Origin of the sequence: Clostridium aceticum, assembly GCF_001042715.1 — a bacterium.
GTDB classification, from domain to species: domain Bacteria; phylum Bacillota; class Clostridia; order Peptostreptococcales; family Natronincolaceae; genus Andreesenella; species Andreesenella acetica.
In genome coordinates, this window is sequence record NZ_CP009687.1 from 466706 (window position 1) to 483447 (window position 16742).

Annotated in this window: 15 protein-coding genes; all 15 read left to right on the forward strand. The window is 38.4% G+C overall.

The features are described 5' to 3' along the window. Positions 1-3: 3 nt before the first annotated feature. The 15 genes from trpD to mobB all read left to right on the forward strand — a co-directional run bounded on the left by trpD (position 4) and on the right by mobB (position 16554). Positions 4-1023, forward strand: coding sequence for an anthranilate phosphoribosyltransferase (gene trpD, locus CACET_RS02150; RefSeq protein ID WP_044823175.1), 1020 nt, complete (start codon positions 4-6; stop codon positions 1021-1023). Next, positions 1020-1793, forward strand: coding sequence for an indole-3-glycerol phosphate synthase TrpC (trpC, locus tag CACET_RS02155; RefSeq protein ID WP_044823174.1), 774 nt, complete (start codon positions 1020-1022; stop codon positions 1791-1793). The genes trpD and trpC overlap by 4 nt, the downstream gene beginning before the upstream one ends. Before the next feature lie 5 nt (positions 1794-1798). Beyond that, positions 1799-2401 (forward strand): phosphoribosylanthranilate isomerase, encoded by a 603-nt coding sequence (locus CACET_RS02160; protein WP_044823173.1) that lies wholly within the window; start codon positions 1799-1801, stop codon positions 2399-2401. A gap of 4 nt (positions 2402-2405) precedes the next feature. Next, the gene (gene trpB, locus CACET_RS02165; RefSeq protein WP_044823172.1) at positions 2406-3602 is read left to right on the forward strand and encodes a tryptophan synthase subunit beta; all 1197 of its coding nucleotides are present in this window, start codon (positions 2406-2408) and stop codon (positions 3600-3602) included. Then, positions 3592-4392, forward strand: coding sequence for a tryptophan synthase subunit alpha (gene trpA, locus CACET_RS02170; protein ID WP_044823171.1), 801 nt, complete (start codon positions 3592-3594; stop codon positions 4390-4392). The genes trpB and trpA overlap by 11 nt, the downstream gene beginning before the upstream one ends. Before the next feature lie 152 nt (positions 4393-4544). After that, on the forward strand, positions 4545-5672 hold the full coding sequence (locus CACET_RS02175; RefSeq protein ID WP_044823170.1) for a prephenate dehydrogenase: 1128 nt from the start codon (positions 4545-4547) through the stop codon (positions 5670-5672). Next, complete coding sequence (gene aroA, locus CACET_RS02180; RefSeq protein ID WP_044823169.1) at positions 5656-6936, forward strand: 3-phosphoshikimate 1-carboxyvinyltransferase; 1281 nt, start codon at positions 5656-5658, stop codon at positions 6934-6936. Before CACET_RS02175 ends, aroA begins: the two co-directional genes overlap by 17 nt. A gap of 38 nt (positions 6937-6974) precedes the next feature. Further along, positions 6975-7796 (forward strand): prephenate dehydratase, encoded by an 822-nt coding sequence (gene pheA, locus CACET_RS02185; protein ID WP_044823168.1) that lies wholly within the window; start codon positions 6975-6977, stop codon positions 7794-7796. Positions 7797-7808: 12 nt separating this feature from the next. After that, positions 7809-8945, forward strand: coding sequence for a chorismate synthase (gene aroC, locus CACET_RS02190; protein WP_044823167.1), 1137 nt, complete (start codon positions 7809-7811; stop codon positions 8943-8945). After that, the gene (gene aroB / locus CACET_RS02195) at positions 8927-9973 is read left to right on the forward strand and encodes a 3-dehydroquinate synthase (RefSeq protein WP_044823166.1); all 1047 of its coding nucleotides are present in this window, start codon (positions 8927-8929) and stop codon (positions 9971-9973) included. Before aroC ends, aroB begins: the two co-directional genes overlap by 19 nt. A gap of 14 nt (positions 9974-9987) precedes the next feature. Next, positions 9988-10767 carry a chorismate mutase gene (locus CACET_RS02200; protein WP_082058082.1) on the forward strand — a complete coding sequence of 260 codons (780 nt, stop codon included), beginning with the start codon at positions 9988-9990 and terminating at the stop codon, positions 10765-10767. Between the two features lie 191 nt (positions 10768-10958). Further along, positions 10959-12980, forward strand: a complete 2022-nt coding sequence (locus CACET_RS02205) for a sensor histidine kinase (RefSeq protein ID WP_044823165.1) — start codon at positions 10959-10961, stop codon at positions 12978-12980. A 624-nt stretch (positions 12981-13604) separates the two neighbouring features. Continuing rightward, positions 13605-14627: a molybdopterin-binding protein gene (locus tag CACET_RS02210; protein WP_044823164.1), complete on the forward strand. Its 1023-nt coding sequence runs from the start codon at positions 13605-13607 to the stop codon at positions 14625-14627. Between the two features lie 11 nt (positions 14628-14638). Further along, the gene (locus CACET_RS02215; RefSeq protein ID WP_044823163.1) at positions 14639-15871 is read left to right on the forward strand and encodes a molybdopterin molybdotransferase MoeA; all 1233 of its coding nucleotides are present in this window, start codon (positions 14639-14641) and stop codon (positions 15869-15871) included. Positions 15872-16050: 179 nt separating this feature from the next. Beyond that, positions 16051-16554, forward strand: a complete 504-nt coding sequence (mobB, locus tag CACET_RS02220) for a molybdopterin-guanine dinucleotide biosynthesis protein B (RefSeq protein WP_044823162.1) — start codon at positions 16051-16053, stop codon at positions 16552-16554. Positions 16555-16742 lie beyond the last annotated feature (188 nt).

A 16742-nucleotide genomic window follows, 5' to 3' on the forward strand; every position in this document is an offset into this window, starting at 1 on the left:
GAAATGATTCAATATGCTATTGATAAGGTGACTAAGAGACAACACTTGACAGAAGAAGAAATGATGGAAGTGATGAAGAGCATCATGGAGGGGGAAGCTACAGCCTCTCAAATTGGAGGTTTCTTGACAGCTTTAAGGATGAAGGGGGAAACAGTAGAGGAGATTATAGGAAGTGCTAAGGTGATGCGGAAAAAAGCATTAAAAGTGGATGTGGAGGACTGCTATGCGATTGACACCTGTGGAACAGGAGGGGATCACAGCAATACTTTTAATATATCCACTACAGTGGCCTTTGTAGCTGCTGCCGCCGGCGTCACCGTCATCAAGCACGGAAATCGTTCAGTAACCAGCAGTTGTGGCAGTGCGGATGTCTTGGAAAAACTGGGAGTAAACATTCAGCTAACTCCCCAGGAAGTAAAGCGATGTGTTGAAGAATTAAATATAGGCTTTATGTTTGCTCCTAACTTTCATCAGGCCATGAAGCATGCTGTTCTTCCTAGACGTGAGTTGGGTATTCGAACCATATTCAATATACTGGGTCCCTTGACAAATCCTGCTGCTGTACAGGGGCAGGTCTTGGGGGTTTTTGATGATGCCCTTACAGAAACGATGGCAGAGGTATTGATGAACTTAGGTGTGGAGAGGGCGATGGTGGTACATGGCTGTGATGGTCTAGACGAAATCACCATTAGCGATAAAACAAAAGTAAGTGAGTTAAAGGATAAAAAGGTGAGGACTTATGAGATTGATCCACGAAAATTTGATTTGCCTTTAGCAGATAAACAGGAAATTCAAGGGGGAGATGTAGAGGAAAATGCAAAAATTCTTTTAAACGTTCTACAGGGGGAGAGGGGAGGAAAAAGAAATATGATTCTTCTCAATGCGGGGGCAGCGATTTATGTAGGTAAGGCAGCAAACTCCTTAGAAGAAGGAATTGATCAGGCACGGGAAGTGATTGATATGGGCTTAGCTTTAGATAAACTACACCAGCTTATTGCTTTTAGTCAGGAGATGAAACAATGATTTTAGATAAAATTGTAGCCCATAAGAAAAAAAAGGTGGCAGAGGAAAAACATCAACTTTCTTTATCGAAGTTGGTGGAGAAACTTGACTGCATTCAGCCCCCTCGAAATTTCAAAAATTCCTTGAAGAAGGAAAATCAGTTGACAATCATTGCAGAAATTAAAAAAGCCTCCCCTTCAAAAGGTGTCATTAGACAAAGCTTTGACCCTTTAGAAATCGCTGAAGTTTATGAAGAAAGCTGTGTAGAAGCTATGTCTGTACTGACAGAAGATAAGTTTTTTCAAGGAAGTGACGACTATTTAAAACAAGTAAGAAAGACTACCTCCTGCCCACTGCTTAGAAAGGATTTTATCATAGAGGCATATCAAGTCTACCAATCAAAGCTGTTGGGGGCAGACGCTATTTTGTTGATAGCTGCAATATTGACAAAACAACAATTAATAGAATTTCAAAGAATCGCAGAGCAGGTAGGGCTCTATTGTCTATTGGAGGTCCACAATGAGGAGGAATTAGATAAAGTGCTGGAGGCGGGAGGAGAAATTATTGGTATCAACAATAGAAATTTAAAAACCTTTGAAACCACCTTAAAGACCACAGAAAAGTTAATCTCCTCTGTTCCTAAAAATAAAGTGATTGTAAGTGAAAGTGGCATCCATACAAGAGAAGATATGCAGTTTCTACAAAAACTAGGTGTGAATGCTGTCTTGATAGGGGAAGGTTTTATGGTGGCGGAGGATATAGGAAAAAAGATCAGGGAACTTAGGGGGTGAAAGAAATGACAGCCGTAAAGATATGCGGTTTGACAAAAAAGGAAGATATAAGCTATGTAAATCAATTGCGACCGGATTATGTGGGTTTTGTCTTTGCAGAAAGCAAAAGAAAAATCACAAAGGAGAAGGCAAAAAGTTTGATACAAGGCTTGGAAAAGCAGATTAAGACCGTGGGGGTTTTTGTCAATGCGCCTATAAAAGAAGTAAAAGAAATTGCCGCATATTGTGATTTAGATATATTGCAGCTTCATGGGGAGGAGGATCAAGCTTATATCAATGCTTTTTCCCAGAAGGTTTGGAAGTCTTTTAGAATCAAAAACCCGGATGATTTAAGTCAATTACAGCAATATGATACGGAGGGTTATTTACTAGATACCTATGTGGAGGGAGAATATGGAGGTACCGGTAAGACCTTAGACTGGACTGGAATTGCACCATTGCCACAAAAAAGACCCATTATTTTAGCAGGAGGGCTTACTTCAGAAAATGTAGAGGAAGCAGTGAAAACCCTTAGACCCTATGCTGTAGATGTAAGCAGTGGTGTGGAGAGGGATGGATATAAAGACTATAGAAAAATAGAAAAATTTATAAGAACAGTGAGGGGATAATATGATGGCAAATGTATTACCTAAAAAATTTGGTGCCTTTGGAGGACAATTTGTTCCTGAGACTTTAATGAAGGCATTGATTGAGCTAGAGGAGGCATTTCTTCAGGCTAAGGAAGATGCAGGTTTTCAAGAAGCTTATCAACACTATGTAAAGGAGTATTCAGGAAGACCGACACCTTTATACTTCGCAGAGAATCTCACCAGAAAACTAGGTGGAGGAAGAATCTATCTTAAAAGGGAAGACTTAAATCATACAGGTGCCCATAAGATCAACAATGTTATTGGGCAGGTGCTATTAGCACGAAGGATGGGAAAAAAACGGATCATTGCCGAAACAGGGGCAGGACAACACGGTGTAGCCACTGCCACTATATGTGCTATGTTTGATTTACAATGTGAGGTTTACATGGGGCAGGAGGATGTGGAACGACAAGCCCTCAATGTATTTAAGATGGAGATGTTGGGGGCAAAGGTAAGGACTGTAACCTCTGGAACCAGTACCCTAAAGGATGCCACCAATGAAGCCATAAGAGATTGGGTCACCAATGTGGAAGATACTTTTTATGTGATCGGTTCTGTTGTAGGTCCCCATCCCTATCCCACCATGGTAAGGGATTTTCAAAGAATTATCGGAGATGAAGCAAAGAAACAAATCCTTGAAAAAGAGGGAAGATTGCCAGATTATTTAGTGGCCTGCGTCGGTGGTGGAAGCAATGCCATGGGATTGTTTTACCCTTTTATTGAAGATAAAGAAGTGAAAATCTATGGGGTAGAAGCAGCTGGGTTAGGAGTAGATACTGAACACCACGCTGCTACTATAACGAAGGGCTCTATGGGAGTGATCCATGGGATGATGACCTATTTACTACAAGATGATTATGGCCAGATTACACCAGTTCACTCTATATCCGCAGGTTTAGACTATCCCGGTATTGGGCCAGAACATGCTTATTTTCATGAAACTGGAAGGGTAAGGTATGAAGCTATCACCGATGATGAAGCTGTAGAGGCTTTTCAGTATTTGACCAAGGTAGAAGGGATTATTCCAGCCTTGGAAAGTGCTCATGCTATTGCTTATTTGATGAAGTTAGCAGTTTATACCAAAAAAGAAGACGTTATTGTGGTGAATTTGTCTGGCAGAGGGGATAAAGATATTCATACGATACGCAAAGTGCTAGGAGGTAAAGAAGATGAAAAGTAGAATAACAAAAAAATTCCAACAATTGAAGGAAGAAAATAAAAAAGCACTGATTACCTATATTACCGCAGGAGACCCTGATTTAGATACTACGCATCACCTTGTATTAGAGATGGAAAGGGCAGGGGCAGATATCATCGAGCTAGGGATTCCCTATTCCGATCCCTTGGCAGATGGTCCAGTGATTCAGAGGGCGGCTCAAAGAGCTTTAGAAGCAGGGGCAAATATCTCCTCTATTTTTCAGTTGGTAGAAAAACTTAGGGAAAAAACCCAAATTCCTCTTGTGTTTTTAGTGTATTATAACTGTGTATTTAAATACGGGATAGAAAGATTTTTAGACAATTGTTGTAGAAGTGGTATAGATGGGCTAATTATACCGGATCTGCCTTTAGAAGAAAGAAGAGAGTTGCAAGAGATAATGAAAGGGTATCCAATAGATCTGATACCTTTGGTAGCCCCTACCTCTGAGGAACGTATAGAAGCAATTGTTAAAGATGCTGAAGGGTTTATTTATTGTATTTCATCTATGGGGGTGACAGGAAGGAGACAGGGGTTTGATATAAACTTGGATAATTTCTTACAAAAGGTAAGAAAATATACTGATGTACCTTTAGCGCTTGGTTTTGGTATATCTACTCCTGAGATGGTAGAAAGTCTAAAGCACCTTTGTGACGCTCTTATTGTAGGAAGTGCCATTATAGAAAAAATAGAGGAAGCAATTCCTAAGGGAGAAGTAAAGAAGGATGTATATGATTTTGTGAAAAAATTAGATGAGGCAAAAAACATTGCTTGACAACTGCTACAATATTCAGTAAAGTATTTAATTAAAATAAGTGTGACTTTAATTGTAGGTATATATGCTTTTAAATAAGCTATCATTTCTGTTTTAGTTTCAATAGTTTTGACATTATTAAGAAAATCAGCAGATAAAAGGGGAGAAGAAAAATGCAGAAATTTCAAAGGATTGTCATCATAGGCATGGGATTGATAGGGGGATCGCTGGCACTGGCTCTAAAAAAGTCGGGGTTTACAGGTGAAATTATCGGTTACGATGTATCAAAGGATACTTTGGAAGAGGCAAAGATCCTTGGTGCCATTGATACCTCTTATACAGATCCTAAAGAAGCAGTGAAAAAAGCTGATTTAGTGGTGATGGCTGTACCGGTGGGATATTATGCTGAAATCTTTAGGGAAGTTGCTCCCTTTTTATCTGAGGATGTTGTGGTGACAGATGTAGGCAGTGTGAAGGGGTATGTAGAGGATGTGGTGGATGCTTATTTGCCAAAGGAGATTCAGTTCTTAGGAGGGCATCCTATGGCGGGTTCAGAAAAGGGAGGTATTGGCGCCTCCAGTCCTTTTCTTTATGAAAATGCCTATTACTTTTTAACTCCTAATAAAAACACTAGAAAAGATACCATAGAGGCCCTAGAGATTTTGATTAAAGGCATCGGTGCTTTTCCTGTAGTTGTGGCTGCTGACGAACATGATAAAATTGTGGCACAGATCAGCCATATGCCACATTTAGTAGCGGTATTGCTGGCAAATACCTTGGATCGGAGAAATAGCATCTCCTATACACCTTTTGTAGGAGGAGGCTTTAGAGATACCACAAGGATTGCTGCAGGAAACCCCCATATGTGGCGGGACATTTTCTTTTATAACCAAAGAGAAATGTTAGAGGGAATAGAAGTATTAGAGGTAATGTTAAAAGAGTTTAGAGAAATATTATGCCAAGAGAAATCGGAGGAAGTGTTAGATACCTTAAAAAAAGCCAAAGCTATTCGAGATACTATACCTTTAGGGGCTAGGGATTACATACCACCGCTTTATGAGTTAATTGTTGACGTAGAGGACCGTCCTGGGGTGTTAGGGGAATTAACGCAACTTATTGGAGATCATGCTATTAATATAAAGGAAATTGAAATACTTCATGCTAGAGAGGGAGAGAGGGGAGCAATAAGAATTGCTCTGTCTTCTAAAGAAGGTCAGGAAAAAGCCTTTAACCTTTTGAAAAACGGAGGATTTCCCTTAACTTATCGTAAAGGAGAGAGTGAAGATGTTGGCAACCAGTAAAATCAATAAGATTCAAGGAAAAATAACAGTTCCTGGAGATAAGTCCATTTCCCATAGGGCTGTTATGTTATCTAGTATTAGTAAAGGTGTTAGCAGAATTCAAGGTTTTTTAAGGGGTGAGGATTGTCTCAGTACCATAGCTTGTTTTCAGGGTTTGGGTATTGAAATCGAAGATAAAGGGAAGGAAATCATCGTACAAGGAAAGGGTCTTTATGGTTTAAAGGAACCGATGGACGTATTGGATGCTGGAAATTCTGGAACCACCATGCGACTTCTTTCTGGTATATTGGCAGGACAGGAGTTCTTGACGATTGTCACGGGAGATAGTTCTTTAAGAAAAAGACCTATGGCAAGGGTGGCTGTACCTTTAAGAAAAATGGGAGCTGTCATTGAAGGAAGAGATCATGGGAATTTAGCCCCCTTAGTGATCAGAGGGGGAAGCCTAAAGGCGATTGACTATGCCTCTCCTGTTTCCAGTGCGCAAGTGAAATCTGCCATTCTATTGGCAGGACTCTATAGCGAAGGTAGCACCATCGTAAGGGAAGAAATCACTTCAAGAGATCATACAGAAAAGATGCTGAAGTCTCTAGGAGCTAAGATTACAACAGGAGAGGGTAAAGTGACGGTAGAAAAATCAGAACTTTATAACCAAGATGAGATACAGGTACCGGGGGATATTTCATCTGCTGCCTTTTTTATGGCGGCGGCAGCAGCTATACCGGATTCTCATTTGATTATTGAAAAGGTAGGTCTGAACCCTACAAGGACAGGCATCGTTGATGTTTTAAAGGAAATGGGAGCAGAAATCGAAATAGACAATGTTTTTACAAGTGGTGGAGAAGAGATTGGAGACATTATTATAAAAGGAAAAAAACTGCAGGGTACTAGTATAGGAAAAGAAATTATGCCTAGATTGATCGACGAAATCCCTGTGATTGCTGTCATCGCAGCAGTAGCAGAGGGTAAAACCATCATTACTGGAGCAGAAGAGTTAAAGGTTAAAGAATCCAATCGTATTACCTCCATGGTAACAGAGATGAAAAAACTGGGAATCCAAGTAACAGAGTTGCCGGACGGTATGGAAATAGAGGGGAATAATAAAATAAGCGGTAGTACGGTAGAAAGCTATGGAGATCATCGTATCGCCATGGCGATGGCGATTGCTGGGCTATTTGCCAGTGACCCTGTAAAAATAAATAATAGTGAGTGTATCGCTGTATCTTTTCCAGAGTTTGAAGAAATGCTAAAGCAGGTTGCTAAATAACTAAATATGATTACTGTGACAGAAAAGAGGGGAATGAGATGAAATTAGGGTATTTGGGGCCGGAGGGCTCCTTTAGTCATGCGGCAGCAGTGCATTATGCACCTGATGCAACATTGATAGGGATGAAGACCTTCAAAGAGATTATTACAGCGGTGGAAGAGGGGAAAATCCAACAAGGGATTTTGCCAATGGAAAACTCTACAGAGGGGGCTGTTACGCAGGTAATGGATGCTCTCATGCATACGAAAATTTCCAAGATTCAAGCAGAGATGATTTTGCAAATACATCATAATCTTTTCAGTGTGGAGGAGAATGTAGAAGATATTTTTTATGTCTTATCACATTCACAGGTTTTAGAACAATGCAGAGGTTTTTTTGCAAATCACTTTCCTCAAATTACCTTGATTCCATGTGAAAGCTCCTCCAGTGCCTGCAAAATAGCAAAAGAAAAGGGTAAGGGTTATGGAGCTATTGGTAACAGTTGGGCAGGAGAAAATAATGGACTGAAGGTTCTTTATAAAGATATACAGGACAACATTCTTAATCAAACCCGGTTTATAATCATTGGAGAAGGCACGACTGTACCTACCGGTAATGACAAAACTTCTATTGTCTTTTCTTTTCATAACGATGCTCCTGGTAGCTTGTACAGCGTTTTGCAGGAATTTGCTGAGGAAGGTATTAACCTATCAAGAATCGAATCCCGTCCTGCTAAAATAGAATTGGGAAAATATATTTTTTATATTGATTTTCATGGACATCAAGAAGACATAAAATCCAAGAAGGTATTAAGCCGCATTATGGAGAAAGTTAATACATTAAAGATTTTTGGCTCTTATCCTATTGGTAAAATATGGTAAGGAGGAAAAAACATGTTTCGATTATTAACCGCAGGGGAATCCCACGGTAAAAGTTTGGTAGGAATGGTAGAGGGATTTCCCTCTAATGTAGCAATAGATATAGCTCAGATCAATAAAAATTTGGCACGACGGCAAGGTGGATATGGTCGTGGTGGCAGAATGCAGATTGAAAAGGATCAGGCAGAGATTTTGTCTGGCATCAGAGGAGGAAAGACCTTGGGAAGCCCCATTTCTTTTCTCATCAAGAACAAAGATTATGAAAACTGGGAGCCCTATATGAACCCCATCGATGTAGATGGAGAGACAAAAAAAGTCACCCAGCCAAGACCTGGACATGCAGATTTAACAGGGGCCATAAAATATGGATTTTCAGATATTCGAAATGTTCTAGAACGCAGCAGTGCAAGGGAAACAGCAGTACGAGTAGCAGTAGGAAGCTTAGCACAACAACTGATGCAGGTTTTTAATATAGAAGTATTTAGTCACGTTACTGCCATCGGAGGAGCATCTTTTCCTGAGAAAATTAAGGATATAGAGAAGATTAAGGCAGCGGAATCCTCAGAGGTACGATGTTGCGATGCTAAAATAGAAAAGGCTATGATTGAGGAAATAAAAAGTGCCAAAGAAAAAGGAGATTCCTTAGGGGGAATTTTTGAAATACATATTACTGGTGTACCCATGGGACTGGGAAGCTATGTCCAATGGGATAGAAAATTAGATGCCAAACTATCCTATGCTTTAATGGGGATTCAAGCTATTAAAGGGGTAGAAATAGGCTATGGTTTTCAGAATGCTCAGCGGGAGGGTTCACTGGTCCATGATGAAATCTTCTACAAAGAAGGTCAAGGCTATTGTAGAGAAACCAATCACGCAGGAGGTATAGAGGGAGGGATGTCTAATGGTGAAAATATTGTTATCCGATGTGCTATGAAACCAATACCTACCCTATATACACCACTAAAAACTGTAGACATTGCTACGAAAGAAACGGTTTTAGCTACGGTTGAGAGGAGTGACACCTGTGCTGTGCCGGCGGCCTCTATTGTAGGAGAGATGGTGGCAATTACTGTAATTGCACAGGAATTTTTAAGAAAATTTGGCTCAGATTCATTAGAGGAGATTATAAAACGATGGAAAGACTCTATATAGATTTAGGAGAAAATAGTTACCCTATAGACATTGACGGTGGGTTAAGGCAATCTATTCTGGATTATTTAGGAGAAGCTGATCAGTGCCTTTTGATTACCGATGAAAATGTTGATGGTTTATATGGAAAAGAACTTCAGCAACTTCTGAAGGAGAAGAAGATAGAAAAAATTGTATTACCTCCAGGAGAAGGAAGCAAAACCCTTGCTACGGTGGAGGGGATTTTACATAGCATGATCGAGGGTGGTCTGACTAGGAAATCCCAGATCATTGCATTAGGCGGCGGTGTAGTAGGGGATATTGCAGGCTTTTGTGCCTCCATTTATATGAGGGGGATTTCTTTTATACAGGTCCCTACAACCCTATTGTCGCAGGTGGATAGCAGTGTAGGAGGAAAAACTGGAGTAAATATGCCTCAAGCAAAAAATATTGTCGGCAGTTTTTATCAACCAAAGTCTGTGGTAATTGATACTGAAGTGTTAGAAACTCTTCCTAAGAGGGAGTTGATGAGTGGCATCGGGGAAGTCATTAAGTATGGGATTATTTATGATTATGATTTTTTATGCTATATAAGGGATGATTTTTCTGAGATTATAAATCTTAAGGAAGAGAGTTTAAAAAGGGTTATCAAAAAGTGTTGTGAAATTAAAGCAGAAATTGTTTCAAAAGATGAAAGAGAAAAGGGCTTAAGAAAGATTTTAAATTATGGACATACTATTGGTCATGCTTTGGAGGCAGTTACTCAGTACAAAAAATATACCCATGGAGAAGCGGTTTTAGTAGGCATGTATTATGAAGCTAAGATGGCAAAGACTATGGGCTTGATTAAAGAGGAATATTATCAGGAAATAGAGAATGTTATAAGGAAAACCGATGTTTCTCTAGATATAGCGTCATTTTCTTTAGAAGATTTAGTAAATAGCATGACAAAGGATAAGAAAAATCAAGATAATAAGATCTCCTTTATCCTTCCCAGCGGTAAAGGAGAAGTAAAAGAAGTGCTGCTGTCTAAGGAAGAGGTAGTATGGTGAAGAGGTGAAGAAAAGTGAAGGATTTGGAAACACTACGCCAAGAAATTGATGCATGTGATGAAATGATCGTAAAAAATTTTGAGAGAAGAATGGAATTGGTAATGGAGGTATTGGCCTACAAGCGAGAAAAGGGTCTGCCTGTATTTCATCCAGAAAGGGAGCAGCAGGTAATGGAGAAGGTACTGACAAATTTTTCTCATACCAATCTACCAGAGGAAATAGAACAGCTTTATACAGAAATTATGAGAATCAGCAGGAAGATGCAGTCTAAAAGACTTTTCCCTTATAGTATCGCTTTAGTAGGATTCATGGGGACCGGCAAAACCACTATTGCTAGAGATTTGGCAGAAAAATTAGAAATGACATCTGTAGACATAGATACGTTGATTCAAGAAAAGATGGGAATGACTATAGGAGAAATCTTTGAAAACTATGGAGAAGCCCACTTTAGAAAGATGGAATCGGATATGGTAGAAGAACTCAGCGTAGAACGAAATATGATTCTTTCCTGCGGTGGAGGTGTGATCTTAAGTCCTTATAATGTAATGAACCTCAAGAAAAATAGTAGGACGGTTCTTTTAAGAGCACTACCAGAAACGATTTTTCACCGATTACAAGGAGACAGTTCAAGACCTTTGTTGAAGGGAAAAATGCATCTAGAACATATAGAGGCTCTTTTAGAAAAAAGAAGAGTTTTATATGATGAAGCAGCGGATCTTACTATAGATACAGATGGTAAGTCAATTGATGAAATCAGTAAAGAGATTATTAAAAAGTTACTGCAGGAAAATTAAGAGGAGCTAAGCATAGCTTCTCTTAATTTTATTGATCTTTGTTTTAAAGACCTGTTTATGAAAAAAATGTCTATAGTTGTTGGCGTATAATAGAGGGATTGAAAGAAAAATGTAGAACTAAGTAAAAGTAAATAGGAAATAAGTCTCGAAAAACAGTAAATAGCCTCAAAAAAACAGGAGGGGTATCATGTATGCACTTTGAGGAGATATTAGCACAGGAAAAACAGTTAAACCATAGAGAAAAAAAGTTTTATGGTGAAGCAATAGTATTTTTTTTACTAAGCATAGGCAGCACTTATTTGAGTTTCTATAACTACCTCTTATTCCATACCACTATAGAACTACTGGGTATAATTATTATGATTATGATGACAATGATTGTTGTAAACACGCATAAATTTAATAAGGATCATTATTTAATGCTGCTAGGAGTCGCCTATGGGTTTGTAGCTATATGGGATTTGCTGCATACATTGGCTTACGATTCATTAGGAATTTTTTCAATGAGTACTACCAATTTGACAATACAACTGTGGATTGTAGCACGTTACATAGAAGCTATATCTATTTTTATAGCGGTGAACTTTTTAAAGTCCCATAAAAAAATAAAAATTTCTTACTTGATTTTTGTCTACGGGATTACTAGTGTTTTCGCTTTGTTGAGTATATTTTCATGGAACATATTTCCTAAGTGTTTTATAGAGGACAAGGGCCTTACTGCCTTCAAAGTCATCAGTCAGTATATGATTATAGGTATCATAGCGGTATCTATTATTATGATGATTCGAAATAAAAATCGTTTGGATAAAAAAAGCTTTTGGTTACTAATATTTTCTTCTATCGCCACTATTGCTTCTGAAATAACCCTATGTTATTTCAAATCACCGCAAGATATGTACATTACTATAGGGCATATCTTTAAAATTCTGTCTTTCTATTTAATATATAAGGCAATTGTAGAGACATCACTGAAAAATCCTTATGAAAAACTAGCTTCCAGTGAAGAACGGTATCGAAGTGTTGTAGAATTGTTGCCAACGGGGGTCTGTGTTTATACTGGGGGAAAAATTAGTTTTGTCAATCCGGCTCTATGCAAAATGCTGGGTGCGGCTACCCAAGAGCTATTCTTGGACAAAGATTTACTGGATATTATTCATCCAGAGGATCATGCTCTGGTAGAAGCAAGGATGAAGCGAGTCAAGCAAGGAGAGGTTGCTGTAACTGATGAGGAAAGACTTATTACTGTAGAGGGGAAAACGTTGTATGTAGAGGTTATTTCGAAACTAGTACCCTTTGAAAACCAAGAGGCGATAGTAGCAATAGTAAGAAATATTTCAATGGATAAACACGCTGAAGCTTTAGAGAAACATATTGTATATAAGCAGAAGGAGCTTCAGCAATCAATAAAACAGGAGGAACTTAAAACTGAATTTTTCAGTAATTTATCTCATGAAATGAGAACCCCTTTAAATGTTATCTTTGGCATAGTGCAGTTACTTGAACTTCAAGGAATTACAGGAGATGCCATGAAAAAGCATATAAAGGCATTGAAACAAAATTGTTACAGGATGTTAAAGCTTATCAACAATTTATTAGATATCACAAAAATAGATGTGGGATACTTCCAAGTTAGCTTAGAAAATTATAATATTGTTGAGGTGATAGAGGATATAACCATGTCTATAGCACCATATGCAGAAAATAATCATATAAATGTAATATTTGATACTAATGTAGAGGAAAAGTATATGGCTGTAGATCTAAACAGTATTGAACGAATCATGATGAACTTATTATCCAATGCCATCAAATTTACAGAAGAAGAAGGAAAAATCACTGTAAGTTTTGAAGATAAGGGGGAAATAGTCACCATTTTAGTAGAGGATACTGGAGAAGGTATTCCAGCGGATCAACTCCCATTTATATTTGACCGTTTTAGACAGGTGGATAAAAGCACTAGGAAAAACCAGCAGGGAAGCGGTATCGGATTGTCCCTTGTGGAATCACTGGTGAAGATACATGGTGGAAGTATAGAAGTAAGGAGCGAGGTTGGTAGTGGGACAGAGTTTGCTATAGAATTACCTGCAACACTACAAGCCCAAAAAGAGAAAAGAATGAATGTTGGAGAGATAGACATTAAAAATAAATATGTAGAAAAGATCCATATTGAGTTTTCAGATATATATCATGCTGATTCAAAAACTAGGCATTAGGACACTATTTATTGAGAAAAGAAATCACTTTAAAATAAGAGGTTTCTTTTTTATTGAAAATTAAGCATAAAACATTTAGAAAATTTTCAAAAAGGTGTCGTTTAAAGAAGGAATTTGGAGAAAAAGAGAGAATTTTTTAAACAGTTATAATTGATAGTAAAGGGGGGGCCATATTGAAACTTATATTTAATTTACGGACGGTAGTAAAAATAGTTTTAATTCTGGTATGCATATTGATTCTCCACAGTATCACGGCTAACGGAGAATCGGTATATCTGTGGGATTCAGGAGGGGAGACGGTATACTTATCTAGAAGATAATGGCTTCTGCGTAGATTTACTATATATAGATGCAGAGGCTATAGGTGCTGATGAAAAAATAACTAAGAAAAAATTAGATAGATGGATAATTGGCTAACGAGGGTATAACCCTTGTTTTTTTTGACAGAGCAAACAATCAATCAAAAACTTTTTAAACTTTCTTTCGAAAGTATCTTGCAAAACTCCGTTGCTATATTTATAATAAACTTAAATTAAGAAGATGTTTTTAAAAAGAAGTGAAGTAGGAGATACTTCTCCATAATCATATACCAAAGGTTGTTTAATCAAGAATCGGGGTGACGCAATGAGAGTAGTTCGTACAAATCAAGCAGTAGGCATGGTATTAGGTCATGATATCACAGAAATTGTTCCAAATGTATTTAAAGGTGTGGCATTTAAGAAGGGACATGTGATAAAAGAAGAAGACGTAGAGAGGTTGTTGAGGATAGGGAAAGAACATGTCTATGTTTTCCAACTAAAGCCGGATGAATTGCATGAGGATGATGCTGCTATCCAGTTGGGAGAGTTAGCTTGCGGGGAAGGTGTTTATTTCACTGAACCAAGCGAAGGCAAAATCAATATTGTTGCTAAACATAGAGGGCTTTTGAAAATAAATAAAGAGCTGTTAGAGGAGATCAATGATCTAGGAGAGATCTGTCTTGCAACCATCCATGGAAATCGACGGATAGATAAAGATGGATTGATTGGAGGATGTCGTGTTATTCCTCTTACGATTCCTAAGCAAAAGATTTCTGAAGCAAAAGCAATACTAAAGGATGCAAAACCAATGATTGAGGTAAAATCCTTCAAACCACTGAAAACAGCGATAATTGTAACCGGTAGTGAGGTTTATAAGGGAAGAATAGAAGACAAGTTTGGTCCAGTTGTAGAAAAAAAAATTGAGGCCTATGATTCAGATGTTATTTATAAAACTATTGTACCGGATGAATTAGATAGGATTAAAGAAACTGTGCTACGGTGTAAAGATAAGGGAGCGGAATTAATCATTGTCACAGGGGGAATGTCTGTAGATCCAGATGACAAGACACCAGGTGCAATAAAGGCAGCAGGAGCAGAGATTATTTCCTATGGCACCCCGGTGTTGCCAGGTGCTATGCTTTTAGTGGGTTACATAGAAGGCATACCCATTTTTGGGTTGCCGGGATGTGTGATGTTTTCCCACACTACTGCCTTTGATATACTTTTGCCGAGGGTATTTGCAGGAGAAAGAATTGTAAGAAGAGATATTACAAGAATGGGTTATGGAGGACAATGCTTGAAGTGCCAAAGCTGTAGTTTCCCTGATTGCCATTTTGGCAAGTGCTAAGGAGGAGGATCATGCGTACAAATATTACACTAGAAGAAGCATTAGAAATATTATTGAGGCAAAGCCCTCCTATTGAATCTATTCATGTACCTTTATTGGAGAGTGTAGGAGGTGTATTAGCAGAGGATGTTTTTTGTGATGTTAACATGCCTCCCTTTGACAAATCACCGCTAGACGGCTATGCTGTTCGTTCTGAAGATATAAAAAATGCTTCTAGAGATGAGCCGATAATATTGGAGGTAGTAGACTTCATTCCTGCTGGATACATGTCCCGAAAGAAGGTTTCTCAAAATCAAGCTGTGCGAATTATGACGGGGGCAAAGCTTCCTGAGGGAGTTGACGTAGTCATTCGTTTTGAGGAGACTAACTTTACTGATCAAGAAGTAAAAATATATAATGCCTATCCTTCAGGTGCTAATATTAGCAGGATGGGGGAAGATATGGAAGTAGGCGATCTCGTTCTAAAGGCCGGGTCTGTCATCGATGCACCGGAGATCGGTATACTGGCTACCCTAGGAAAAGGTTATGTTCATGTGTACCGCAAGCCTAGAGTTGCTATTTTAGCAACTGGAAGCGAGCTGTTAGAAATCCAACAGCCATTAACAGAAGGAAAAATAAGAAACAGCAACTCCTATACCATCGCAGCCCAGGTTAAGAAATTGGGGGCAGAACCATTGATGTTGGGAATTTGTGATGATGATATAGAAACCATTAAATCAAGACTAAAATCTACCTTAGGATGGGCAGATATTATTATCACAACAGGGGGCGTTTCTGTTGGAGATTATGACTTAGCAAAGGAAGCTTTTCAGGAGGTAGGGGCGGAAATTTTATTCTGGAGGGTAAAAATGAAACCAGGGACCCCTATAGCTGTTGCTAAATATGAAGACAAGTTAATTTTTGGCCTTTCCGGCAACCCCGCTGCTGCATATATTACCTTTGAACAATTTGTAAGGCCTATTATCCAAAAAAAGGCAGGGAAGAGCACATATAAGTTCATGGAAGTGCATTCTGTGTTGGAAAATGAGTTCAATAAGATAAGTAGTCAGAACCGATTTGTAAGAGCTATTACTTATTATAAGGATAGAAAATATTACACGAAACTCCCCGAGAAACATAGTTCAGGCGTACTTTCCAGCCTTGCCGGCACCAATTCACTGCTATATATTCCAGCTGGGACAGGACCTTATAAAGCTGGAGAGGAGATAAAGGTACAACTATTGAATCACCCAGAGGTATTGTAAGAAGAGAAAAAACATTAGACAAAATGTAGATAAACAACATCAGGACTTAATTTTGATATACTAAGGGCTACATTTGCAGCCCACGGTTTTGGGGCGAAACCGTAGACCGTGTATATCAAAATTAAAGTTTCAACTTGCTTATCTCTATATATAATTTATTAAAAATTGGAGGAATTGAAATGATACCAATATTTTCCATAGTAGGGAAATCATCAAATACAGGAAAAACCACTGTTTTGTGCAACATTATTAAGGAGTTAAAGCAGAGAGGCTATAGGGTAGCTACCATTAAGCACGATGTGCATGGGTTTGATATTGATCATCCTGGAAAAGATACTTGGAAGCATGGGCAAGCAGGATCAGATATAGTGATGATTTCTTCCCCACAAAAATTTGCTATGATTGAAAAGGTTGATAAGGAATATCCCTTAGATGAAATCATTGAGAAAATAAATAATATAGATATCATTATTACGGAAGGCTATAAAAGCGGGGATAAGCCTAAGCTAGAGGTCTATCGAGAGGAAATAGCCGATGAACTTCTATGTGAAGATGAAGAACTTTTTGCTTTAGTTACCGATAAGGTCTTTGAAAAGGATATCCCGCAATTTAATTTTGATGAAATTTTATCCTTAGTAGATTTTATAGAGGAAAAATTTTTAAGCGGTAGTGGGGAGAAGTAACATAACGGTGCTGGTAAACCTATCTGTCATCCTGAGTGTAACGAAGGATCTTGAAATAACGAGGAACTTTGCTAATTCTAAGATCCTTCGACTATGCTTTGTTCCGCTCAGGATGACAAATTATGGTGTAGATTAACGCTAATGATTTATGATAAAAATTATTTGAAGCATAATCTCTAGGGAAGAGG